Annotated in this window: 21 protein-coding genes and 1 tRNA gene; 6 read left to right on the plus strand and 16 right to left on the minus strand. The window is 30.8% G+C overall.

The features are described 5' to 3' along the window. The first annotated feature begins 30 nt into the window (after positions 1 to 30). Entirely contained in the window at positions 31 to 1878 is a 1848-nt protein-coding gene (locus CDSE_RS03150; RefSeq protein ID WP_015396558.1) for an ABC transporter ATP-binding protein, read from the plus strand. 15 nt (positions 1879 to 1893) lie between these two features. Here CDSE_RS03150 and CDSE_RS03155 read toward each other — a convergent pair. From CDSE_RS03155 to tyrS, 6 genes are all read right to left on the minus strand, one after another. Then, positions 1894 to 1984, minus strand: a tRNA-Ser gene (locus CDSE_RS03155). A 43-nt stretch (positions 1985 to 2027) separates the two neighbouring features. Continuing rightward, positions 2028 to 2669, minus strand: coding sequence for a riboflavin synthase (locus CDSE_RS03160; protein ID WP_015396559.1), 642 nt, complete (start codon positions 2667 to 2669; stop codon positions 2028 to 2030). A gap of 29 nt (positions 2670 to 2698) precedes the next feature. Then, the gene (gene ribD, locus CDSE_RS03165) at positions 2699 to 3838 is read right to left on the minus strand and encodes a bifunctional diaminohydroxyphosphoribosylaminopyrimidine deaminase/5-amino-6-(5-phosphoribosylamino)uracil reductase RibD (RefSeq protein ID WP_041186227.1); all 1140 of its coding nucleotides are present in this window, start codon (positions 3836 to 3838) and stop codon (positions 2699 to 2701) included. Positions 3839 to 3875: 37 nt separating this feature from the next. Continuing rightward, positions 3876 to 4322, minus strand: a complete 447-nt coding sequence (gene nrdR / locus CDSE_RS03170; RefSeq protein WP_015396561.1) for a transcriptional regulator NrdR — start codon at positions 4320 to 4322, stop codon at positions 3876 to 3878. A gap of 100 nt (positions 4323 to 4422) precedes the next feature. After that, a complete protein-coding gene (glyA, locus tag CDSE_RS03175; RefSeq protein ID WP_015396562.1) occupies positions 4423 to 5670 on the minus strand; it encodes a serine hydroxymethyltransferase in 1248 nt (415 codons plus the stop codon). Positions 5671 to 5818: 148 nt separating this feature from the next. Beyond that, positions 5819 to 7045: a tyrosine--tRNA ligase gene (tyrS, locus tag CDSE_RS03180; protein WP_015396563.1), complete on the minus strand. Its 1227-nt coding sequence runs from the start codon at positions 7043 to 7045 to the stop codon at positions 5819 to 5821. 239 nt (positions 7046 to 7284) lie between these two features. Between tyrS and CDSE_RS03185 the strand changes: the two genes are divergently transcribed. Further along, complete coding sequence (locus CDSE_RS03185) at positions 7285 to 8625, plus strand: M23 family metallopeptidase (RefSeq protein ID WP_015396564.1); 1341 nt, start codon at positions 7285 to 7287, stop codon at positions 8623 to 8625. Here the strand turns inward: CDSE_RS03185 and erpA are convergent. From erpA to pmbA, 5 genes are all read right to left on the minus strand, one after another. After that, positions 8622 to 8981: an iron-sulfur cluster insertion protein ErpA gene (gene erpA / locus CDSE_RS03190; protein WP_015396565.1), complete on the minus strand. Its 360-nt coding sequence runs from the start codon at positions 8979 to 8981 to the stop codon at positions 8622 to 8624. The two genes, CDSE_RS03185 and erpA, sit on opposite strands and share 4 nt — an antisense overlap. Before the next feature lie 60 nt (positions 8982 to 9041). Next, positions 9042 to 10103: an N-acetyl-gamma-glutamyl-phosphate reductase gene (argC, locus tag CDSE_RS03195; RefSeq protein WP_015396566.1), complete on the minus strand. Its 1062-nt coding sequence runs from the start codon at positions 10101 to 10103 to the stop codon at positions 9042 to 9044. A gap of 112 nt (positions 10104 to 10215) precedes the next feature. Continuing rightward, the gene (rpsI, locus tag CDSE_RS03200) at positions 10216 to 10608 is read right to left on the minus strand and encodes a 30S ribosomal protein S9 (RefSeq protein WP_015396567.1); all 393 of its coding nucleotides are present in this window, start codon (positions 10606 to 10608) and stop codon (positions 10216 to 10218) included. Beyond that, a complete protein-coding gene (gene rplM / locus CDSE_RS03205; protein ID WP_015396568.1) occupies positions 10605 to 11048 on the minus strand; it encodes a 50S ribosomal protein L13 in 444 nt (147 codons plus the stop codon). Before rplM ends, rpsI begins: the two co-directional genes overlap by 4 nt. Before the next feature lie 167 nt (positions 11049 to 11215). Continuing rightward, complete coding sequence (pmbA, locus tag CDSE_RS03210) at positions 11216 to 12583, minus strand: metalloprotease PmbA (RefSeq protein ID WP_015396569.1); 1368 nt, start codon at positions 12581 to 12583, stop codon at positions 11216 to 11218. A 203-nt stretch (positions 12584 to 12786) separates the two neighbouring features. On the opposite strand from pmbA, the gene CDSE_RS03215 reads away from it, so the two are divergent. Beyond that, the gene (locus tag CDSE_RS03215) at positions 12787 to 13437 is read left to right on the plus strand and encodes an alpha/beta hydrolase (protein WP_015396570.1); all 651 of its coding nucleotides are present in this window, start codon (positions 12787 to 12789) and stop codon (positions 13435 to 13437) included. Here CDSE_RS03215 and CDSE_RS03220 read toward each other — a convergent pair. After that, on the minus strand, positions 13426 to 15885 hold the full coding sequence (locus tag CDSE_RS03220; protein ID WP_015396571.1) for a GNAT family N-acetyltransferase: 2460 nt from the start codon (positions 15883 to 15885) through the stop codon (positions 13426 to 13428). The genes CDSE_RS03215 and CDSE_RS03220 overlap by 12 nt on opposite strands. 116 nt (positions 15886 to 16001) lie before the next feature. On the opposite strand from CDSE_RS03220, the gene gltX reads away from it, so the two are divergent. The 3 genes from gltX (at position 16002) to CDSE_RS03235 (ending at position 21664) form a co-directional block, all read left to right on the plus strand. Next, on the plus strand, positions 16002 to 17402 hold the full coding sequence (gltX, locus tag CDSE_RS03225) for a glutamate--tRNA ligase (protein WP_015396572.1): 1401 nt from the start codon (positions 16002 to 16004) through the stop codon (positions 17400 to 17402). 283 nt (positions 17403 to 17685) lie between these two features. Beyond that, positions 17686 to 20565: a ribonucleoside-diphosphate reductase subunit alpha gene (locus tag CDSE_RS03230; RefSeq protein WP_015396573.1), complete on the plus strand. Its 2880-nt coding sequence runs from the start codon at positions 17686 to 17688 to the stop codon at positions 20563 to 20565. A 31-nt stretch (positions 20566 to 20596) separates the two neighbouring features. Next, complete coding sequence (locus CDSE_RS03235; protein WP_015396574.1) at positions 20597 to 21664, plus strand: ribonucleotide-diphosphate reductase subunit beta; 1068 nt, start codon at positions 20597 to 20599, stop codon at positions 21662 to 21664. Positions 21665 to 21730: 66 nt separating this feature from the next. Here CDSE_RS03235 and prmA read toward each other — a convergent pair whose 3' ends face one another. Genes prmA through aroQ form a run of 4 tightly spaced genes read right to left on the minus strand, consistent with a single transcriptional unit; the run spans position 21731 to position 24915 of the window. Next, on the minus strand, positions 21731 to 22630 hold the full coding sequence (prmA, locus tag CDSE_RS03240; protein ID WP_015396575.1) for a 50S ribosomal protein L11 methyltransferase: 900 nt from the start codon (positions 22628 to 22630) through the stop codon (positions 21731 to 21733). Between the two features lie 22 nt (positions 22631 to 22652). Beyond that, entirely contained in the window at positions 22653 to 23999 is a 1347-nt protein-coding gene (accC, locus tag CDSE_RS03245; protein WP_015396576.1) for an acetyl-CoA carboxylase biotin carboxylase subunit, read from the minus strand. Between the two features lie 10 nt (positions 24000 to 24009). After that, complete coding sequence (gene accB, locus CDSE_RS03250; RefSeq protein ID WP_015396577.1) at positions 24010 to 24438, minus strand: acetyl-CoA carboxylase biotin carboxyl carrier protein; 429 nt, start codon at positions 24436 to 24438, stop codon at positions 24010 to 24012. A gap of 42 nt (positions 24439 to 24480) precedes the next feature. Beyond that, the gene (gene aroQ, locus CDSE_RS03255; RefSeq protein ID WP_015396578.1) at positions 24481 to 24915 is read right to left on the minus strand and encodes a type II 3-dehydroquinate dehydratase; all 435 of its coding nucleotides are present in this window, start codon (positions 24913 to 24915) and stop codon (positions 24481 to 24483) included. Positions 24916 to 25102: the final 187 nt, after the last annotated feature.

Genomic DNA, 25102 nt, shown 5'->3' on the forward strand with positions numbered 1-25102 from the left:
AATATTTATAACCTTTTAGGGAAAAGATCTATGTCTGATGAAAAATCATGTTCTATTTTTTCTTATTTTGAACATTTGATAAACCCATTCAAAAAATCACCAGACATCACCCCTCCAAATAAAGTGCATTTATTTTTTTATCACTATTTGAAACAGATAAAAAACATATTAATCATTTTATTAATAATAGGATTAGGAGTATCTTTTGCAGAAATAGCATTGTTTAAATATGTTGCAGATATTATAGATTTAGCACAATCAACACCACCAGAAAAAATATTTACTATTCATTATAAGAAATTGATACTTATGTTATTAGTAATATTAATTTTCCGTCCAATCATATTTGGGTTACATGATTTGTTAATTCAACAAACTATAACATCTAATATGGCTGCTTTAATAAGATGGCAAAATCACAAACACGTCCTTAAACAAAGCATAAACTTTTTCTATAATGATTTTTCAGGCAGAATTTCAAATAGGATAATACAAACAGGAGGAGCACTAAGAGATTCAGCTATACAAGCCATAGAGGCAGTATGGCATGTTGTCGTTTATACTTGTAGTGCAATATTTATTTTCCTAAAAACTGATTGGTACTTAATATGTCCATTGTTTATGTGGATAGTTATGTATGTATTCTTCCTAAAACACTATATCCCATTAATACAAAAACGATCTACTATCTCATCTGAAGCAAGATCCAAACTAATGGGATTAATAGTAGATACTTACTCCAATATTATAACAATTAAATTGTTTTCACATTCTAAACAAGAGGAAGAATATGCTAAAAAAACCATGACTGAACAAATAAAAAAGCATCAGTTAGCATTACGATTAATTACTGAAATGGATGCTGCATTAACAACGATTAACGGCCTATTAATCGTTTCCATAGCAGCAATATCTCTATGGTTATGGAGTAAAAACACAATCTCTCTTGGAGCAATAAGCTTGGCCATAAGCTTGGCTATAAGAATAAACAATATGTCTAGTTGGCTTATGTGGGTTATAAAAAGCATTTTTGAAAACATAGGAATAGTACAAGACAGTATTGAAACAATTTCTAAACCAATACAAGTTGAAGATAATGACCCATTAAATAAGTTAAAAATAACTAATGGTTCTATAAAATTTGATTCAGTATCATTTAAATATGATGACGATAAACCTACTATTATTTCAGATTTAAATTTATATATTTCCCCAAAAGAAAAAATAGGTATAGTTGGAACATCAGGTGCTGGTAAATCAACATTAATACATATATTACTTAGACTATATGATTTAAAAAAAGGTAATATATATATAGACAATCAAGATATATCACAAGTTACACAGGATAGTTTAAGATCTCAAATAAGTGTAGTCACTCAAGAAGTTTCTTTATTACATAGATCAATAAGAGACAATTTAATTTGTGGAGCTCCAAATGCAACAGAGACCCAAATACAAGATGTAATACAAAAAACAAAACTAGAATTTATTCATAAAATAACAGATTCCAATGGATTTAATGGTCTTAATGCTTATGTTGGTGAAAGAGGAATTAAACTTTCCGGAGGACAAAGACAAAGAATTGCTATAGCAAGAGCATTATTAAAAAATGCACCAATATTGTTACTAGATGAAGCAACTTCTGCCCTGGATTCTGAAACAGAGAATATTATACAAAAAAATCTGGAAAATATGATGGAAGGTAAAACAGTTATAACCATTGCTCATAGATTATCTACTATAATTAAAATGGACAGGTTAGTTATAATGGATAAAGGGCGTATTATTGATATTGGAACACATGTAGAGTTGATTGCCAAAAAAGGTTTATATAAAAAACTTTGGGAAACCCAACTTGGTAACTTTATAGTATGATAACAAATTTTGATATGGCGGACAGAGGGGGATTCGAACCCCCGATACGCTATAAACGTATACACGCTTTCCAGGCGTGCGCCTTAAACCACTCGGCCATCTGTCCTAAATATTAAAATAATTTGAAATTATAACACAATTATTAAATTTTATTTATTTAAATTTAAATTAACACTCATAATTCTATCAATATAACGAGAAATAGAATCAACTTCAATATTCACAAAATCATTTTTCTTTAAATTATGTAATGTTGTAGACATCTGAGTATATGGTATAACATTAATGCTAATTCTGGAATAAATATCAATATCGATTACATTATTAATAGTTAAACTAACTCCGTTAATTGTTATTGATCCTTTATAACATAAAAATCTAGAAAAATTTACAGGTATATCTATTATCAATTCTTTGGACTCAGAACATGGTTTATAATCATATACTTGACCTATACAATCTACATGACCATAAACAAAATGACCTCCCAATCTATCTCCTATTTTTAGGGATCGTTCAAGATTGACTTCACCTTTAGAAGATAATCCTACTGTACATTTCAAACTTTCTTGAGAAACATTGACATAAAAACCATTATACTCTATCTGAGATACGGTCATGCAAGCTCCTTGAATAGCTATAGACTCGCCAACAACAATACTACTAATATCTAAATTACTAACCTGTATAAATAATTTGAGATCAGAAAGATTTACTTCACTTCTTTCCATATTAGAAAAATTGTCTATTTTTGATATAAAACCTATATCTTCAACTATGCCTGTAAACATCTTTAAAACCTACTATAAAAGCAAAACATTTAAATAAAACTTGCCTTAATTTTATCCCAACTACTATCTGTATATAATCTTAACCTAATATCTTTATCTATAATTAGAGACTCAAGAATCGAAAAAGAAAACGATTCTTTCAAGTTATCTATAATTGGTAATTTAACTATGGAATTAGCATCACCAATTAAGATTGGAGCAACATAAATTAGAAACTCATCTATAGCATGAGTAATTAACAATCTGCCATTTAATCCAGGACCAGCTTCCACATGAATCTCATTAATATTATTTTGATGAAACCAGCTCATAACAATATTTAAATCCATTAAATTATCAGGTCTATTTAAACTATCTATTAAAACAACCTCTCCATTCTTATCAGATATAATATTCTCTTTTTCTTTGTTGGAAATAGCAGTAAAAATAACAACCCTAGATCCATCAAAAATATTTGAATTAGGATCAATAACAAAATTATCATCTACAATGGCCTTAATAGGCTGTTTACTAGTAGGAAAATATCTTACTGTTAAAGAAGGATTGTCATGTATAACTGTTCCTATTCCTGTCAAAATAGCTCCACTACGTGCTCGCCAATAATGACCATCCTTACGTGAGTTATTACATGTTATCCATTTAGATTGTTTATTATATAAAGAACTTTTACCATCTAATGATGAAGCAATCTTTGTTCTAACCCATGAACGAGATATTAACATTCTAGAAAAGAAGCCAATATTTAACCATAATGCCTCATCTCTACAGACACCAACATCAACTATTATTCCTGACAATCTTAATTGATTAACACTTTTCCCACTAACAATAGGGTTGGGATCTAAAACAGCTATTACTACTCTTAATGGCTGGATATCGAGTATAGATTTAAGACAAGGTGGTGTTTTCCCATAATGACAACAAGGCTCTAATGTTACATATATAGTAGAACCTGCTAAAACATAACCTTTACTTAACGCATCTTTTATCGCTACAACTTCTGCGTGATTTCCACCATAAGATTCAGTAGAACCTCTACCTATACAATAGGTATCTTTTACTATTATGCATCCCACACTTGGATTTGGGGCACAACATACTGAGTCACGCGCTAAATCTAAAGCTTGACCCATCCAAAAATCATCTGTACAGCCGTTCAATTTTAGCATAAATAAGATTTTTCAATTTAAGGCAAATAGTTAATATTTAACCTACCTCTTTTATTAAATATATAAATTCATCTATATTTTTAAAACTTTTATAAACAGAAACAAATCTCACATAAGCAACTTTATCCAAGGTTTTTAATTCTCTCATAACCAATTCTCCAATATAATCAGTAGCAATATCACGCAAGCCTGTAGATAATATTGTTTTCTCAATATTAAATATTGACTTTTCTAAATCAGAATGTTTGACTGATCGTTTGCGCAAAGCTACCAACATACTTCTGCGGATCTTATTTACATCATAATCACATCTAGAACCATTTTTCTTAATCACAAAAGGGAATAATAGCTCTACTTTCTCATAAGTAGTAAATCTCTTATCGCATAAAAGACAGCGTCTTCTTCTCCGAATGGAATCCTTATCATCTGAAACACGACTATCTATAACCTGCGTTTCAAACTGTCCACAAAATGGGCACTTCATTCAAATTAAACTCTATATTGAACTAAAATTAGATAAACATAAAACTAAAATATAATCAAAAAGATGGCTATGAAAACAGCCATCTCGTAAATCATAATAATCAGTTTTTATAAACAGGTAGTCTAGATGTTAACTCATGAACTTTCTTGCGTATATTTAAAATATTTGTTTCATCATAAGGATTACCTAAAACATCAGCAATTAAATTTGCAGTTAACTCAATATCAGACTCTATAAATCCTCTAGTAGTAGCAGCAGCAGTCCCTAATCTAATACCACTAGTTATAAATGGACTCTCAGGATCATTAGGTATAGAATTTTTATTAACGGTAATATGGGCTTTACCAAGAGAATTCTCTGCATCCTTACCATTTATTCCTATAGATCTTAAGTCAACTAACATCATATGACTTTCTGTTTTATTAGAAACAATTCTTAACCCTCTTTTTACAAGAGTATCAGCCATAACTTTAGCATTACTAAGAACCTGATTAGCATAACGCTTAAAATCTGGATCTAAAGCTTCTTTAAATGCAACTGCCTTACCTGCAATAACATGCATTAATGGCCCACCTTGTATTCCAGGAAAAATAGCTGAGTTTATAACTCTCTCATACTCAGACTTCATCATTATTACTCCACCTCTCGGGCCACGAAGTGATTTATGGGTAGTAGAAGTAACAAAATCAGCATGAGGGAAAGCATTTGGATATACTCCAGCTGCTATCAAACCAGCATAATGAGCTATATCCGCCATCAATAACGCCCCATGATTATGGGCTATTTTTGCTAAACGCTCAAAATCAATCTGTAAAGAATAAGCAGAAGCACCAGCAACTATAAGTTTTGGCTTATGAGTTTTTGCTAAAACTTCAATATTATTATAATCTATAACTTCATTCTCATCTAAACCATAAGGAATGAAATTATATATTTTACCTGAAGAGTTAACAGATGAACCATGAGTTAAATGCCCACCTTCAGCCAAACTCATACCAAGAACAGTATCACCTGGTTTCAATACAGCATTATAAACACCTTGATTAGCTTGAGATCCTGAGTTTGGTTGAACATTAGCTGCCTCTGCTCCAAAAAGCTTCTTCAATCTATCAATAGCTAAACGTTCAACTATATCCACATACTCACAACCACCATAATAACGCTTACCAGCATATCCTTCTGCATATTTGTTTGTCAAACATGAACCCTGAGCCTCCATTACTGCCTTACTAGTATAATTCTCTGATGCAATAAGTTCTATATGCTGTTCCTGACGAATAGTCTCCTTTTGAATAGCATCCCAAATATCTGGATCAACTTGGCTGATAGTACGATTATTTTCAAGCATTATAGCTCCTGTTTTCAACTGCTAATAAGAATAACAACTAATATTCAAAGGCATCAAAATATTTATTTAATTAATATGATAAATTTAGCCACACAATAAAGTTAATTTTAATCACCATGTAACAAACTAGACAAATATTTATAATGAATCAACCTAAGCGTATTTTAACAAACTTACGCTTTCCTACCTGAATAATATAAACACCTTTTCCTAACAACAAAGACTTGTCTTCTATCCTGTCTCCATTAACCTTTACTCCTTTTTGTTCTATATAACGCTGAGCTTCAGAGTTAGAAGAAGCAAGCCCAGACATACACATTAACTTTAATATTCCTAAAGGAGCAGCCCCTAAAACTAATTCCTCTATATTCTGAGGAATTAGACCATTACGAAACTTGTTATCAAAATCAACTTCAGCCTGCAATGCTTCTTTAGGCGAGTGAAAACGAGAGACAATTTCTTTAGCTAAAGAAATCTTAACTTCTTTAGGATTCAATCCATCTGAAACATTTTTCTTCAATATCTCTACATCTTCCATAGAACGCAAAGAAATAAGTTCAAAATAATTCCACATAAGATCATCAGAAATTGACATTATTTTACCAAACATAGATTCTGAAGATTCATTTATAGCTATGAAGTTATTTTTGGATTTGGACATTTTTGATACTCCATCAGTACCTATTAACAATGGCATTGTTAATATGCATTGTGGTGATTGTCCATACTCCTTTTGTAATTCTCTACCAATTAATAAATTAAATTTCTGATCTGTTCCACCTAATTCTAAGTCTGACTCTAGAACAACTGAATCATATCCCTGTATCAAAGGATATAAAAACTCATGCAATGCTATAGGAATACCTTTCTGATATCTTTTAGTAAAATCATCTCTTTCTAACATTCTTGCCATTGTGTAACATGATGCTAATTTAATTAGTCCTCTAGATCCTAACAAATTACACCATTCTGAGTTATATCTAACTTCTGTTTTAGCTTCATCTAATATTAAAACCGCTTGTTTATAATAAGTTCTAGCATTTTCCTCTATTTGCTCTAAACTTAATGGTGGGCGAGTTACATTACGACCACTTGGATCTCCAATACTGGCTGTAAAATCACCTATCAAAAATACAACAGTGTGGCCTAAGTCCTGTAGCTGTCTTAATTTATTAAGAACTACTGTATGACCTAAATGTATATCAGGAGCTGTTGGATCTAAACCAAGTTTTATACGAAGAGGAATACCTCTAGAGCGACTTTTTGATAATTTTATAATAAAATCACTTTCTATTAGTAACTCATCACAACCATGCTTTATAATACTAAGATCAGATGATATTTCTGGATTTATATAAGATTCTTGACAGGACATAACTAAAGCTATAATTTTAATCGTAAGTGAATATGGGAATATTTTTCAAAATTTAAATCTAATAATACTATTAAAATTTTAATATTTATTTTAATAATAAAAATACAATAATTATTATTCTCTGTGATTATAAACTATTATCTTAAATCAAGCATGAGAAAGCTTTATTATAATCTCATATATAAAATTGGTAAGCAAATTCACTTTTCTATGATACGAAAAACAATATAATTAACAACATGATTAATTTCTTTTTACGAAAAAGTATTCTAACTATAGCTACAATAATAGCGATTAGCACAACATTAGGAATGGTTAGATATCATCAAGCAAATAAAATACAAAATCTTCCTCCATTGAGAATTATCAAAGGAGAAGAGAATCTAAATCAGTATAGTCATAAGATATTAGAAACTAATGATCATATACAACCATATATCAACGAAACAACCGTAAGAAATGGAGATACTTTAAGTATTATTTTAAAGAGACTGAAGGTTAGTAATTCTAAAGAAATTTTGAAATTTTTATCTGCAAATAAAAACGCAAAAAATATGTTGAGATTGTTATCAGGGAAACCAATACTAGCAGCAACTGATTCTCTAGGAAATTTAATATGGTTAAAATATTTACATATTCCAAGCTCTGAGCAAAAAGGACAGATTGTATCTAAATACATACTATTAGCTCGTGATAAAAATAATATATATACAGTAACAGAAAAGACAGAATCTTCAAAAAAACAGATAAGAGTTGCTTTCGGCAATATAAACACCTCTCTATTTGAAGCAACTGAATATAACGGCATACCCAATTTTATTGCTGTACAAATGGCTGATATATTAAAAAATAAAGTAGATTTTTTGCGAGGGTTAAGAAGTGGAGATCACTTCATAGTTATATATGAAATTCAAACATTAAATGGATATCTTTTAGGATCAGGAAAAGTTTTAGCTATGGAATTTAAAAATCATGATAAATTGTATAATGCTGTTTGGTTTGACAATAATGGAAAAGATAAAGGATCTTATTATGATTTTGAAGGAAACAACCTGCAAAATGCATTTCTTCGTAACGCTGTAAAATTTAGCAGAATAAGCTCAACATTTGGTAGACGTTTACATCCAATAAACAAAACTTGGGTTGATCATAAAGGAGTGGATTATGTAGCTCCTGCTGGAACTCCTATATATGCGACAGCAGATGGAATTGTTGATTTTGTAGGCTGGCAGAATGGCTATGGTAAAGTTACTATTTTAAAACATGATAATAAATATTCCACTTTATATGCTCATCAAAGTCGTATCGATCCTAAAATTCTAAAAGGCAAAAAAGTATACCAAGGACAGCTTTTAGGATATGTAGGATCTACTGGATGGGCAACAGGACCTCATCTTCATTATGAACTACGTATTAATAACAAACCAGTGAATCCACTATCTGTAGATTTACCTACATCAAAAAAAATAGAACAAACCAATATTGAAAACTTTAAAAAGAAGATTGCTTTTTACCAAACGCAAATTAATTTCCTAGCTAAATTTAACAATGAAACCATTAAAATAGCATTTAACAACTAGATTGAAAATGAAGAACCACAACCACATGTAGTGCTAGCATTTGGATTGCGAATAACGAATTGTGCTCCCTCAATATCTTCCTTATAATCTATTTCAGCTCCTTTTAAATATTGAAAACTCATTTCATCTACAATTAATTTAATATTTTCTTTATTAAAAACAATGTCATCTTCATTAATATCCTCATCAAAAGCAAAACCATATTGAAAACCAGAACACCCACCACCCTGCACAAAAATCCTTAATTTTAAATTAGGATTCCCTTCTTCTGTCAAAAGATTCTTTACCTTTAAAACAGCTGAGTCTGTAAATACCAATTCAATTTCTGATGATTCAGATTTATCAACATTTAACACATTCACACCCCACCCCTATAAAATCTCTTTAAAACTTACTAATTTATGAATAAAATATTTTTACGGTAATATAGCAACATGCTCCAAGCCAATTACTTCTGAAAAACCAAATATTAAATTCATATTCTGTACTGCTTGACCAGCAGCGCCTTTTACTAAATTATCCTGAGCAACTAATATAACTAAATCTTCATCATTGATTCTATTAACACTAATGCGAATAGTGTTAGACCCTCTTACAGACCTAGTATCTGGGAAATTACCTGATGGCATAACATCAACAAAATACTCATCCTTATAACGATCTTCAAATATTTTTTGAAAATCAATATCACGATATTTTGGTAGAATCTTAGTATAAATAGTAGAAAACATGCCTCTTATCATAGGAACCAAATGTGGAACGAAAATAAGATTAATTTTCTTACCTGACATAATCTCTAATTGTGAGACGATCTCTGGATGATGCCTATGACCAGAAACACCATATGCTCTAAAATTATCTGCTGACTCAGCAAACAAAGAGGAAGACTCTAATTTTTTACCAGCTCCTGATATTCCAGACTTACAATCAGCAATAATTCTATTCAGATCAATAAAAATCTGTTCAGATTGCAATAATGGAGCTAAACCAAGCAACACTGTCGTAGGATAACAACCAGGATTACCTACAACATTAACATTAAGTAGTTTAGAGCGATTTATTTCAACTAAACCATATTCTGACATAGCTAAAATTTCTGGACATGCATGAGGAATTTTATACCATTCCTCAAACACATCTACATTTTTTAAACGAAAATCTGCTGCCAAATCAATAACTTTAACCCCATGATTTATTAGATTATAAGCTTGAGACATAGCAACTCCATGTGGAGTAGCAAAAAACACAACATCACATTTCGTTAAATCACCATCTTCAGGAGAAGAGAATTTTAAATTAATATGTTTGCGTAGATTTGGGTATAATTGATCAACAGCAATACCTGATTCTTTACGAGAAGTAATAACAGATATTTCAACAAGTGGATGTCTTACTAAGATTCTTAATAACTCTACTCCGGTATAACCAGTTCCACCAACTATTCCTACCTTGATTTTTCTAAGTAATGATTTGTTCATATGAAATAATAAATAAATATTAATAATAATAAAAAATATACCATAAGAACTAAATATTAAAAAACACTAAATAAAAATGGCCGTTAAAAATAACGACCATTTCAGAAATTAATTAACGTTTACTAAATTGCTTCTTTCGTCTTGCTTTTCGTAAGCCAACCTTCTTGCGCTCTACTTCTCGAGCATCACGAGTTACAAATCCAGATTTCGATAGAACTGGTTTAAGCTCACTATCATAATCTATCAAAGCTCTAGTAATACCATGACGTATTGCTCCAGCCTGTCCTGTTTCTCCGCCACCACTAACATTGATTTTAATATCAAAGAAATCTAAATAACCAGTTTGATTAAGAGGTTGTCTTACAATCATCCTGCCTGTTTCTCTAGCAAAGAACTCATCCAAACACTTACCATTGATGATGATGTTCCCTGTTCCTTTTTTCATAAAAACACGAGCTACCGAAGTTTTACGCCTTCCTGTTCCATAATTCCAATCACCAATCATGCTCTTTTCCCTTGAAGTGCTAAAATCTTAGGTTGCTGAGCAGAATGAGGATGATTCTCGCCAGCATAAATTTTAAGTTTCTTTATCATAGCATAACCTAAAGGTCCTTTAGGAAGCATACCTTTAACAGCCTTCTGAATAGCTCTTCCTGGAAATCTTTTTTGCATTTTCTCAAAATTAGTTTGACGTATGCCACCAGGATAAGTTGTATGTCTAAAATAATTTTTATTACTAGACTTATTACCAGTAACAACGATATCTGAGGCATTAACAATGATTATAAAATCACCCACATCAACATGTGGTGTAAATTCAGGCTTATGTTTTCCACGCAAAATATGTGCGACTTCGCTGGCCACACGACCTAAAATCTTTCCTTTTGCATCGACCACAAACCAATTCCGCACTACTTCATGCGGTTTAGCTACAAAGGTCTTCATGTTTATTCCTAATAAATAACTACAAATATGTCTAGGTATTATTAATAACCAGTACACATAATCAAAAATCGTTATCGATTTTCACATAAAAAAAATACATTTGCAATAAATGTTGCAATCGTAATATTATAAACCAATAAATATATTAGTGTTATTTATTTATAATACTATGACCCAGCAATATACATATCTTCTATTAAAATAGACCCGGTTGTTTTATTCCCTCTTGTGATTACGTCAGAACCTATAGCAACTATCTTATTAAACATATCAAACAAATTACCAGCTATAGTAATTTCTTGTACTGGATATTGTATTATTCCATTTTCAACCCAATATCCAAACACCCCTCTAGAATAATCACCAGTAACATAATTAATTCCTTGCCCTATTAACTCTGTGACTAACAGTCCTCGATGCATTTTTTTTAGCATATAATCAAGATTATCTTCACTATGAGTATTTTTAGAACTCATAATTAAATTATGAGATCCTCCTGCATTCCCTGTAGTCTGCATACCTAACTTCCTAGATGTATATGTAGAAAGCAGGTACCCTCTAATTACACCTTCAGATACAATTTCACGCTTTTTTGTTTTCACCCCTTCAGCATCAAAAGAAGAACTACCTATAGCTCCATATATGTGTGGGTCATCTATAACATCTATATAACTAGGGAAAACATTCTTGCCCAAGGAGTCAACTAAAAAACTAGATTTTCTATAAAGATTATTACCATTAATGGCCTGGGCTAAAGATCCAACTAAACCAAGAGCAACTGGAGATTCAAACAAAACAGGATATTTACCAGTAGGTATTCTCCTTGCCGATAAACGAGATACAGACCTCTCAGCTGCTATCCTGCCCACTAATAAAGGATCTAGTAATTTCATTGGATTACAATCATGTGTACTCCAGTAATCTCTTTGCATTATCCCATTGCTTTCACTAGCTATAGGCACTACTGACAAAGAATAACTAGAGTATAAACAATCTCCAATAAAACCGAGAGTATTCCCTATTAAGGAATAATTTTCCCCACAATTAATAAAAGAACCATCCGTATTAGTAATTCTACTATCGACATTTAAAGCTGCTGATTCAGCTATCTTAGCTATCTCTACTATTTCGTCTGTGGATTTATCCCATTCATGATAAATTCCATAATCAATAATTTCTCTAGGAAATAAATGTGGATCTGGAAGACCAGATGCAACATCAACAGCTGTATGTTTAGCTATATGCCAAGCAGATTCTGCTGTTCTACGCAATGCTTCTTCAGAAAAATCAGATGTAGATGCTGAACCACTTTTTTGACCGTCAAAAACGACCAAATCTAATGAACTATTATGAGCATGCTCAATAGTATCAATATCATTCTTTCTTACAGAAACTGATAAGCCTTTACTCTCAGAAATAGAGACAAACGCGCTACTAGCTCCAACAGTCTTAGCACTTTTCAATATTTTATTAACAAGGTCATTAAAATACTCTTGTTTATATTCTGTTGATAATGAGGAAGAAAAATTAATCATTAAAATCCAGTAATCCTAGCATTCAATTTTTAAACAAAAAACATATAAAATATATAACATTTCTTACATTCTTATTAAACAAACAGCTTAGTTAATAAATGATAAAATATTACATAATTAATACTAAATTTAGTATTAATATATAAATACAATTTACATATCAATACAACTATATTATATATCAATATATTTATATTATTAAAATGAAAAATATTAATATTCTCGAATTCGAAACAAGTCCCAATCCCCAATATACGATAATTTGGATTCATGGTTTGGGTTCAAATTCTAAAGATAGCATGTCACTACTACATCTTTTAAACATATCAGATTTAAAAATAAGATTTGTCTGTCCTGACGCTCCCAGAATACCTGTCACCATAAATAATAAAATGATTATGCAATCATGGTACGATATAAAAGACAAAGAAATAAATGATGTTGATTTAGAAGGACTTAAAGAATCTAAATTCATCATTGATAATCTTATAAACAAAGAAGTCAACAGAGGAATTAAAAGCACTAATATTATACTAGGAGGATTCTCACAAGGAGGAGTTTTATCTCTCTATGTAGCAAATAGTTTAAATAAAAAATTGGCCTCTATAATATGCTTATCTGGATACCTAGCAATAGATACTGATATTACCAATAATAATACATCAATACCATTCTTTCTTGCTCATAGATTATTTGACAACATCATACCAATACAAAGATTTTACTCATATACAAAATTACTGAAAAAAGCAGGCTATGCTAATTTGTTTATAAAAGAATATGAAAATGAACACAACGTCTGTCAAGAAGAGCTATATGACCTACATGCTTTTATAAGAAGATTAATGATCTAAATATTGTCTGTTTAAATCAAATCTAACAATACACATAGTGTTATCTTCCTCATCATATGAACTAGAAAAACCCAAGTTTTTCAATAAAGACAACATGGGTTTGTTTTTTCTTAAAACATATCCTTCTATATAGTCTAGTTTTCTTTCTCTAGCTATTTGAATAAGATATATCATCATTTGCCTACCTATACCTAATCTCTGCCAATCATCGCTTACAACAAGAGCATACTCAACTCCCAAACCATCTTCGTTATATAAATAATGAACAAATGCAATCATTTTTTCATTGTTTAAGTTAATAACACTATAGTTAGAAACCTTTGGAATAACCGCTACCAATGCCAATTCTCTATGATAATCAACCTGCGTATAATGAGCTAACATTCTTGGAGTTAATTCACGCATAGCTGAAATAAATCTCATGTATCGTGATTTATCAGATAAACATCTAATAAAATCCTGTAAAATCTCAGCATCTTCTGGTCTAATGGGTCTAATAATATATTCAGCGCCATTATTCATTTTATGTTTTTTTACAAGATTAACAGGATAAGGATGTATTGCCATATGAGGATAATTAATTTTTTTGCTAAATAATGCAATAGATGAATCAGACTTTAATAAAAGTTCAATATTTAAAGATCTCAAATATGTTTTGCCAACAAAACAACCACTTAGATTTAAACTTTCAATCTCAGGAAACTCACTAATTAGCTCAGATACCTGCACTAAAACCCTTTGCAAATTGTTAAATACTTCCTTCTCTATGATAGGATTTATATTATCCTGATATATTCCACTACGTTCCATCAAACGACTAGCAAGAAAATTATTTAATGGTGGTATATCAATACCAATATTCTCAGAAACAAAAATATTATTTTTAGCTAAAGATGTTAAACTTATAATAGGACCAAAAATTGAATCACTCCATATATTTATTGAAAAAGGACCTATCTCTTGATCCAAATCAATATTATTAGAAAAATTAAGATTTATATTAAACAATTCAAATAAAGAACTAATTTCTTTAACATCCAAAAAAAGATGTTTTTTGAGAATAGCAGTTTTTATAATTTTTTGGGCATGATTAATATAATTTAAAGGACTGAATGGAATAGATGGTTGAACCTGCAGTAACATCTGTTGATTATAATAATGCTCTGCTAAAACCTGCATTGCACAAGCTGCAGATTCTGGAGTGCGAAATGTAAAAACCCCAGAGTCATCTAATAGTTTCCTCAATGGTTTCATTTCAGCATCACCCATTAAACAAATAATAATAGGCTTACTTGCGTTCAGAACTGATTTCGATAAATATTTTATAACATTTAAAGCTTCTGATGAAAAATCAGGAGCTAACAATATTAAAACACCATCAACATTTTTATCATTCAGAAGACAGTTAATAACTTTGTCTAAAATATCAATAGTAAATGCTCTATGAACAACAATTACATTATTCTGAATATAATCTTTATCTATAAAAGTCTCTAAATATTGTAAAGTACTAACACTAAGTCCTGACTTGAGAAGAACTGAATCATTACCTAACATATCTAAAGCTAGCTGTGGAGGACCACTACCATTTGATAATAATACTATATTACGACCATAAATCTTTTTAGGATAAGATAAAGCCTTTACTGCAGAAAATAACTGAACAAAATAATGCACACGAACAGCGCCAGCTCTACGCATTACAGCGCTAAAGGCAATATCAGCATTGCGATCATTTTTACCTGTTTTCAAAACTATAACAGGCTTAATCCTTGCAAGAGCACGTAAAGAACTAACAAATTCACGTGCTATACCCATAATATCTTCTAAATAAAGAACTATACTTTCCGTATAAGGATCGTATATCAAATAATCTAGTATTTTAGAAACACTAAGAAAATCTTTTTTCCCTATTGAGGCAACTAAAGAAAAACCTATATTAATATCTTCAGCCCAGTCCATAATAGAAGCAACAATTGATTTTGATTGTGCCAATAAAGCGACCTTACCTGCCCTTGCTAGGCGAGTATGCAATCCTAAGTTTAAAGAAATTTGTGGGCGCTGTATCCCTGAAGATTCTGGCCCTAATAATTCACATTGATTTGTCATTGCCCACTGTTTACAAAAATCTATAGTCTTAGAACAAGATCTATCATATTGGCAACTTAAAACAATTACAGATCTAGGTCTAAAATCAACTAAAAAATTTAAAACATTTGTTATTAAACCACTTGGCATACAAATTACAGCTAAATCCAGTCTATTATCAGAAGAGTAATCGGTAAAATATCCCTTTTTTAAATAAAACCCAGTGCTTGAATTATAATCAAAATATGCTGTCCTCACATTTGGATTGCTGGGAAACGAAAGTTTTATTTTAACTCTCGCATCAATAAAGAAAAATATAGAATTAGGATCAAATAACGAATTAAGGAAGTGTCTAGACATCAAAACCCTCAAGAAATTATTTACATATTTATAATATAATAACTATGTAAATAAATATCATTAATAATTTATTTTAATCCAATAAACAACAAACTCTTTAATTTTAAATAAATCTTATGTCCTATAACCAAATTAGATTACGATTCGCACCTTCACCCACAGGTTTCCTACATTTGGGAGGAGCTAGAACAGCTTTGTTCTCATGGGCTTTTGCTAGGCATCATAATGGCTCTTTCCTATTAAGGATAGAAGATACAGATCTAAAAAGATCAACTAAAGAAGCGGTGGATTCAATAATATACGGTATGAAATGGTTAGGATTGGAATCTGATGAACCTCCAATATACCAAACAAGCAAGATGTCAAGATACAAAGACATACTAAATAATATGCTTGCGAATGGCTCTGCCTACTATTGCTATAGTTCACAAGAAGAAATAGAAGCCATGAGAGAAGAAGCAAAACAAAAAGGCCTTAAACCAAAATACAGTGGATTATGGAGACCAGAAGCAGGAAAAACACTACCTAAAATACCAGAAAATCGTCAACCAACAATACGATTTAAATCACCTTTACATGGAACAACTTCTTGGAAAGACATCGTAAAAGGAGAAATAAGCATTCCTAATCAAGAATTAGATGACTTAATAATAGCTCGCTCAGATGGCTCTCCAACATATAATTTCTGCGTGGCTATAGATGATTGGGATATGAAAATTTCACATGTTTTACGTGGAGATGATCATGTCAGCAACACACCAAAACAGATAAACATATTGAAATCAATAGGAGCACAATTACCAGAATATGGTCATTTGCCTATGATTCTTGGTCCTGATGGAGAAAAATTATCCAAACGACATGGAGCAGTCAATATATTAGAATACAAAAAATTAGGCTATCTGCCAGAAGCAATGATAAATTATCTTGCTAGGTTAGGATGGAGTCACCAAAATGATGAAATATTTAACTCACAAGAATTAATCAAATGGTTTGATTTCAAACATTTATCAAAATCTGCCGCAAAATGGGACAATAAGAAACTTAATTGGATCAATTCTTATTATATAAAAAACACAAATACATCTACTCTAGCAAAGACAATAGAAAAAACAATTAGAGAAAAAGAAAACTACAATAATGCTGCAACAACAAACCTAGAAAATATAATAGACCTATTCAAAGATAGATCTGAAACTCTAGTAGATCTAATTAACTCAGCTATGATATTTTATAGCGAACCAAGCAATAAATTAATTAAAGAACTTACAAAAGAAGATATTCTAATATTAAAGTTATTTATTCAAAAAATTAAAAATATAGACTGGACATTGACTAACATAGATATAGCAATTAAAGAAATATTAGAACAAAACAATTTATTAATGAAACAACTTTTACTACCTATAAGAGTATCTATTACTGGAATGTCAAAAACTCCCGCTATAAATAAAATCTTGTTAATTATGACCAAAGACGAAGTTATTAAACGTATACAAAGAGTTATAAGCTCCTAATTATCAATATATCATTAATACTAAATAGGTTTGTTATTATAATATTCCTATTTAGTACTTTTAGTATTCTAAACAGATATGCTTTATCTGCATACAAAAAAATAACATCAAATAATTTTCACTTGTAAAAATAAAATTAAAACACTACAATTGGTAAACTAATGCACATTAAACACTATATATAGTATATTGAAAGCTACACCAGCACCTTTTACAGTAACAAAATTAAGTTTTATCATATTGAAACAAGTTTCTGTTATTCCACCAAACATATGGATAAAATATGCATAACAAAACAAACATTATAATAGATATAAATCACCAAGAAGATCCTTTGCCTTCATTAAATAATGATAATGAACGATGGTTAAAATACAAAATAATACGTCGTAATGGATCCATTGTGTCATTTGCACCTTACAAAATAAGTACAGCTATAACAAAAGCATTCATAGCCGTGCGTAATGAACAAATCTCACTATCAATAGGAGATAGAGAACTTATAGAAAAATTAACTTTTCAAGTAATCAATGCATTAACAAGAAACAAATCTGACACAGCTATATTTCATATAGAAGATGTACAAGACCATGTTGAACTCTCTTTAATGAGATCAGGATTACATGATGTTGCCAGAGCCTACGTTCTATATAGAGAAAAAAGAAACCAAGCTAGAGCAATAGAACTAAGTAATATACAAAAAGAACAAGAGTTTGAATTTCCAACAATTAACATTCTAGAAAATGGTAAAAAACACAAATTAGACATAAATAGACTAAAATCTATAATACAATCCGCTTATAATGGCTTTGAGCATAAACTAGATTTAAAAGATATAATAAAAGACACACTAAAGAATCTATATGATGGTATTCATATAAATGAAGTTTTTAAATCCATCATTTTTACCACAAGAGCCAGAATTGAAAAAGATCCCGATTATAACTATATAACAGCACGTTTACTATTAAATACAATAATAAAAGAAGTCATAGGAGAAGATATTGTCAGTAGTGATTTAAATACTCAATACAAAAAATATTTTCCAGAATTTATAGAAAAAGGGTTGGAATCAGGATTGCTTGCCCCTGAAATGAGTACTTATGATTTAAATAAATTAGGATCTGTTCTTGATTATAAAAAAGATCTAAAATTTAAATATCTAGGGTTACAAACACTATATGATAGATATTTTCTACATATTGATGGAAAAAGAATTGAATTACCCCAAATATTTTTTATGAGAGTTGCTATGGGGATAGCTATAAATGAACCTCAAAAAGACGATAAAGCAATAGAATTTTATGAAATCTTATCTTCTTTTGATTTTATGAGTTCTACCCCTACTTTATTTAATTCTGGCACCAAACATTCACAAATGTCATCTTGTTACTTAACAACAGTACCAGATAACCTAATAGGAATTTATGATGCAATCAAAGAAAATGCTTTACTTGCAAAATATGCTGGTGGTTTAGGTAATGATTGGACTCCAGTAAGAGCACTACGAAGTCATATAAAAGGAACTAACGGGGAGAGCCAAGGAGTAGTGCCCTTTCTTAAAGTTGTAAACGATACAGCTGTAGCTGTTAATCAAGGAGGTAAACGCAAAGGAGCTGTTTGCACATACTTAGAAACATGGCATTTGGATATTGAAGAATTTCTAGAATTACGAAAAAATACTGGAGATGAGAGAAGAAGAACTCATGATATGAATACTGCTAATTGGATACCAGATTTATTCATGAAACGCGTACATGAAAACCTTGACTGGACTCTGTTTTCTCCATCAGACTGCCCAGATTTACATGAAAAATATGGTAAAGAATTTGAAATAGCATATATACAATACGAAAACAAAACAACTACTGGTGAAATAAAATTATTCAAAAAATTACCTGCTGTTACATTATGGCGCAAAATGTTATCAATGTTATTTGAAACAGGTCATCCATGGATAACATTCAAAGATCCATGTAACATTAGATCACCACAACAACATGATGGCATCATTCATAGCTCGAACCTTTGCACAGAAATAACTCTAAATACTAATAATAATGAAATAGCTGTTTGTAATTTAGGATCAATAAATTTAGTTAACCACCTAAAAAAATCAAACAATGGATATTTTTATTTGGATGTAGAAAAAATACAAAAAACCATTACAACAGCTATGCGTATGCTAGATAATATTATTGATATAAATTACTATGCAGTGTCGAAAGCAGAGATATCTAATAGAAAACATAGACCAGTAGGTCTTGGACTTATGGGATTTCAAGATTGTTTACACTTAATGAGAATTCCATACTCCTCACAAGAAGCGGTAGATTTTTCTGACAAATCAACAGAAATTTTGTGCTATTACTCATACTTAGCATCAAGCAATTTATCTAAAGAACGTGGAAGTTATAATTCATACAATGGTTCATTATGGTCTAAAGGCATTATGCCTCATGATACCTTAAAAACTCTTCTTGATGAAAGAGAAGGATACCTTGATGTCGATGTCTCAAGTTCACTAGACTGGGACTATCTACGTAACAATATAAAAAAATATGGCATGAGGAACTCTAACTGCGTAGCTATAGCACCTACAGCAACAATCTCGAACATAATAGGGGTATCAGCAAGCATAGAACCAAACTTTCAAAACCTATACGTAAAATCAAACTTATCCGGAGAGTTTACTATCATTAATGAGTATCTTGTAGAAGATCTAAAAAAACTAGGATTATGGGATCAAGTAACAATTGCTGATTTAAAATATTTTGATGGAAGTTTAGCAAAGATTGATCGTATACCTGCATCTATAAAAGAACTTTATAATACAGCTTTTGAAATAGAACCTGAATGGTTAATACATTGTGCATCACGAAGACAAAAATGGATAGACCAAGCACAATCATTAAATATATATATGTCTGGAGTCTCCGGAAAGAAACTAGATGAAATATATAAACTTGCATGGATAAAAGGTCTAAAAACCACTTATTATCTAAGAACCTTAGCAGCTACCAGTGCAGAAAAATCAACAGGGAAAGGAGGAGAACTAAACTCAGTAAGAGCTGATATCAGCCATATAACATCTCCTAATAATAAGAATATTTCTTGCCCAATAAATAGAAGTGATGATTCAGAATGTGAAGTATGTCAATAATTTATTGTTAACATATTATTGGAATATACAAATGGAAAAAGAACAGAATACAACCAAACAAGAAAAATATAATTTAAATACTCAAAGAGTACAATTATCAGACAAACGAATAATTAATGGTAAAACTGATGTAAATCAACTAGTTCCTTTTAAATACAAATGGGCCTGGGAAAAATATCTTGGATCTTGTGCAAATAACTGGATGCCTCAAGAAGTAAATATGTCTAGAGATATCGCTCTATGGAAGAATCCAAATGGACTTACAGAAGATGAACGCAGGATAGTAAAACGTAATTTAGGATTTTTTGTAACCGCTGATTCCTTGGCTGCTAATAATATAGTATTAGGAACATACAGACATATTACTGCTCCAGAATGCCGCCAATTCCTACTAAGACAAGCTTTTGAGGAAGCAATACATACACATGCTTATCAGTATATAGTAGAAAGTTTAGATTTAGATGAAGGTGAGATTTTTAATGCTTATAGTGAAATAGATTCAATTAGAGCAAAAGATGAATTCTTAATTCCATTCATCAATATAATATCTGATAGTAACTTCAAGACTGGTTCATTAGAGTCAGATCAAAATCTACTAAAATCATTAATTGTATTTGCCTGTCTAATGGAAGGATTATTCTTCTATGTAGGATTTGTACAAATTCTATCCTTAGGAAGACAAAACAAAATGACTGGTGCAGCTGAACAATATATGTATATACTGCGAGATGAATCCATGCATTGTAACTTCGGGATTGATATGATAAATACAATTAAATTAGAAAATCCCCATCTATGGACAGATAGCTTCCAAGAAGAAATACTTGACCTGTTTAAAAAAGCTGTGGAATTAGAGTATGCTTATGCAGAAGATACAATGCCAAGAGGAATACTAGGATTAAATGCATCAATGTTTAAATCATACTTAAGATTTATTGCTAATAGACGTTGTCAACAAATAGGACTTAATACAATATTTGCGCAAGAAAACAATCCTTTTCCATGGATGTCTGAAATGATAGATCTAAAAAAAGAAAGAAACTTTTTTGAAACAAGAGTCATAGAATATCAAACTGGAGGTGCTCTAACCTGGGAATGATATTTTTGATCATTTAGGATAACGAGTATGTATAAGATATAAACATACTCGTTAAGAAAAGAATAATTATTTACAAGTCTTTTCCCCTTCTAAACAAACCCACTCTTCTTTTTCTTTCCATACAGATAATTTCATATATTTGCTATAAGTAGCAATGACAGAATCTGCTTGATGAGAAAGGATCCCAGATAAAACAATCCTACCACCAGGATGGATTTTAGAAAACAAGTAATTAGCAAGTTTTTGCAAAGGTTCTTTCAAAATATTTGCTAAAACAACATCATACTTACAATCAAACATATCATCAGGAAATCCAACATCAATTACAACATTATTAATTTTAGCATTTTGCATAGTAGAATATATAGCTTGAGGATCAATATCAATAGCAACAGAGCTAGAAGCGCCCAACTTAGATGCTGCAATAGATAAAATACCTGACCCACATCCATAATCCAAGACTGAACTACCAGTTATAATATTACTATCTAACCATTCTAAGCATAAATGAGTAGTAGGATGACTACCAGTACCAAAAGCCATACCTGGATTTATTTCCAATAAGATTTTAGTATCGTCATAACACTTAGAATAATTATTGGGAATTATTATTAACCTTTTTGTAATATGGATAGGAGTAAACTGATTTTGTACTAGGGAAACCCAATCGGTATCAGGTATTTTCCTAAAAGACAAGTGATCAATAGCAATATTTAATGATAAATCTCTCAAAGAATAATCTAAAATCTGCAATACATCTAAATGAGTAGGGATTAAAACAGAAATTTTGTTTTTTCTCCAAGCAAGATGCTGCAAATTAATACCAGGTTCTCCAAAAATAGGACTTTCTACAATTTCACCTATTTCAGCATCTTCAACAGTTACTGAACAAGCCCCAACTAGCAACAACGCCTCAGACAAACAATCAGCATTCTCATAATCACAATAAAAAACCAACTCTTGCATAAAATTATTTTCTTAAATATTATCAAATACGTTGAGAAAGTTTATGTTCTAAATAATGTATACTAGTTCCACCTTCAATAAATCTAGCATCTTGTAATAACTCTCTATGTAATAAAATATTTGTTGAAATACCTTCCACAACCATTTCTGAAAGAGCAGTACGCATTCTTGCTAAAGCTTGATTTCTATCATCTCCATAAGTTATTAACTTGGCAATCATAGAATCATAATAAGGAGAAACATAGTAACCACTAAAAACATGAGAGTCAATCCTAACTCCTGGACCTCCAGCAACATGCCAATTTGTAATTTGACCTGGACTAGGAACAAAATTAAAAGGATCTTCTGCATTTATTCTACATTCTATTGCATGACCTTTTAAGATTATGTCACGTTGACGAAATCTTAATTTTTCTCCAGCTGCTATTCTAATTTGTTCTTGCACTAAATCAATTCCTGTAATTAACTCAGTAACAGTATGCTCAACTTGAATTCTAGTATTCATCTCTATGAAATAAAATTCACCATTCTCAAATAAAAACTCGAATGTTCCTACTCCACGATATTTCATTTTTTTACAAGCTTCAATACATCTATCACCTATACGAGCTATTAATTTTCTAGGAATCCCTGGTGAGGGAGCCTCTTCAATCACTTTTTGATGGCGCCTTTGAACAGAACAATCTCTATCACCTAAGTAGACACTACTACGAAAACTATCTGATAAAACCTGAATTTCAATATGTCGAGGATTCTCTAAGAATTTTTCTAAATAAACATCTGCATTATTAAAGGCAGCATCTGCTTCAGAACGAGTCATAGTAACTGCATTTAATAGCGCGGCTTCTGTATAAACTACCCTCATCCCTCTTCCACCGCCACCTCCAGATGATTTCACTATTACTGGGTATCCTATTTTTCTTGCAATATCTAAAATCTCAGCATTATTCTCAGGTAGAATACCATCTGAACCAGGAACAACAGGAACACCTGACTCAGACATTATTTTCTTAGCACAAACCTTATCACCCATTTGTCTAATTGTTTCAGGACGAGGTCCTATAAAAACAAATCCACTTTTTTCCACTCTCTCTGCAAAATTTGCATTCTCAGATAGAAAACCATACCCTGGATGAATTGCCTCAGCATCAGTAACCTCCGCTGCTGATATAATGGCTGGCATGTTCAAATAGCTATCCTTAGATGCAGCTGGGCCTATGCAAACTGATTCATCAGCCAATCTCACATATTTTGCATCACTATCAGCTTCAGAATGAACAACAACTGTTTTTATACCCATTTCTCGACAGGCTCTTTGAATTCTCAAAGCTATTTCACCACGATTCGCTATTAAAATTTTCTCGAACATATTTTATAACTTAACCAATAATGAATAAATGTTGCCCATATTCTATAGGAGATCCATTATCAACTAATATCTCCTTTACAATTCCTGATTTATCAGCCTCTATTTCATTTAATAGCTTCATAGCTTCTATAATACACAACGTATCACCTTCCTTTACTGACTGGCCTATATTAACAAAAGGAGCAGCCCCTGGATTAGAAGAACGATAAAAAGTTCCAACCATAGGAGCCTTAACAATATGATTATTTTCATTATTAATACCAGTAACAATTGAATCATTTGAATGAAATGAGATTTTTTCATTACTATTCTGTGGCTGATTAATAATATTCAAAGATTTAACTATCTTAACCTTCTCATCACCTTCTGTAATTTCAAGTTCTGTAATAGTAGACTCAGAAACTAAATCTATCAATGTTTTAAGTTTTATAAGATCCATATTTCATCCAAAATACTTTAAAAATCTTTATATTAAAAATAGTTAATATTTTATTGCATACCTTAGAGCCGCTTCATAGCCATTTTCACCAAGTCCAGTAATCATTCCTAATGCTATATCAGACAAATAAGAAGAATGCCTAAAAGGCTCCCTTTTATATATATTAGATAAATGAACCTCAATAAAAGGTATTTTAACTGAAGATAAAGCATCTCTTATAGCAACACTTGTATGAGTAAATGCTGCAGCATTAATAATAATAAAATCCACCTTGCTATAGTAAGCATCATGAATATGCTCTACAATAACACTTTCGCTATTATCTTGATATATGGACAAGTTAACGCTATATTCTTTAGCTATTATTTTCAAATGGTCATTAATATCTGATAATTTCTTATTACCGTAAATATCAGGCTCCCTAATCCCTAATAAATTTAAATTAGGGCCATGTAATAATAATATATTATTTGACATAAAATATTCAGCCTTTATCAAAACAATTAAATTAATACTAAATATTTTTAAATTCTAGAATGAAGCTACAATATTTAATATATTTGAATTTAAGTCATTTAAGTCATTCTAGACATGATGAACAATTATACTCTAATTTAAAGATTCAAATATTAATATAAATACAGCAACAATTATAAGGCGTAAA

It is taken from the genome of Candidatus Kinetoplastibacterium desouzaii TCC079E, assembly GCF_000340795.1.
Lineage (GTDB): Bacteria > Pseudomonadota > Gammaproteobacteria > Burkholderiales > Burkholderiaceae_B > Kinetoplastidibacterium > Kinetoplastidibacterium desouzai.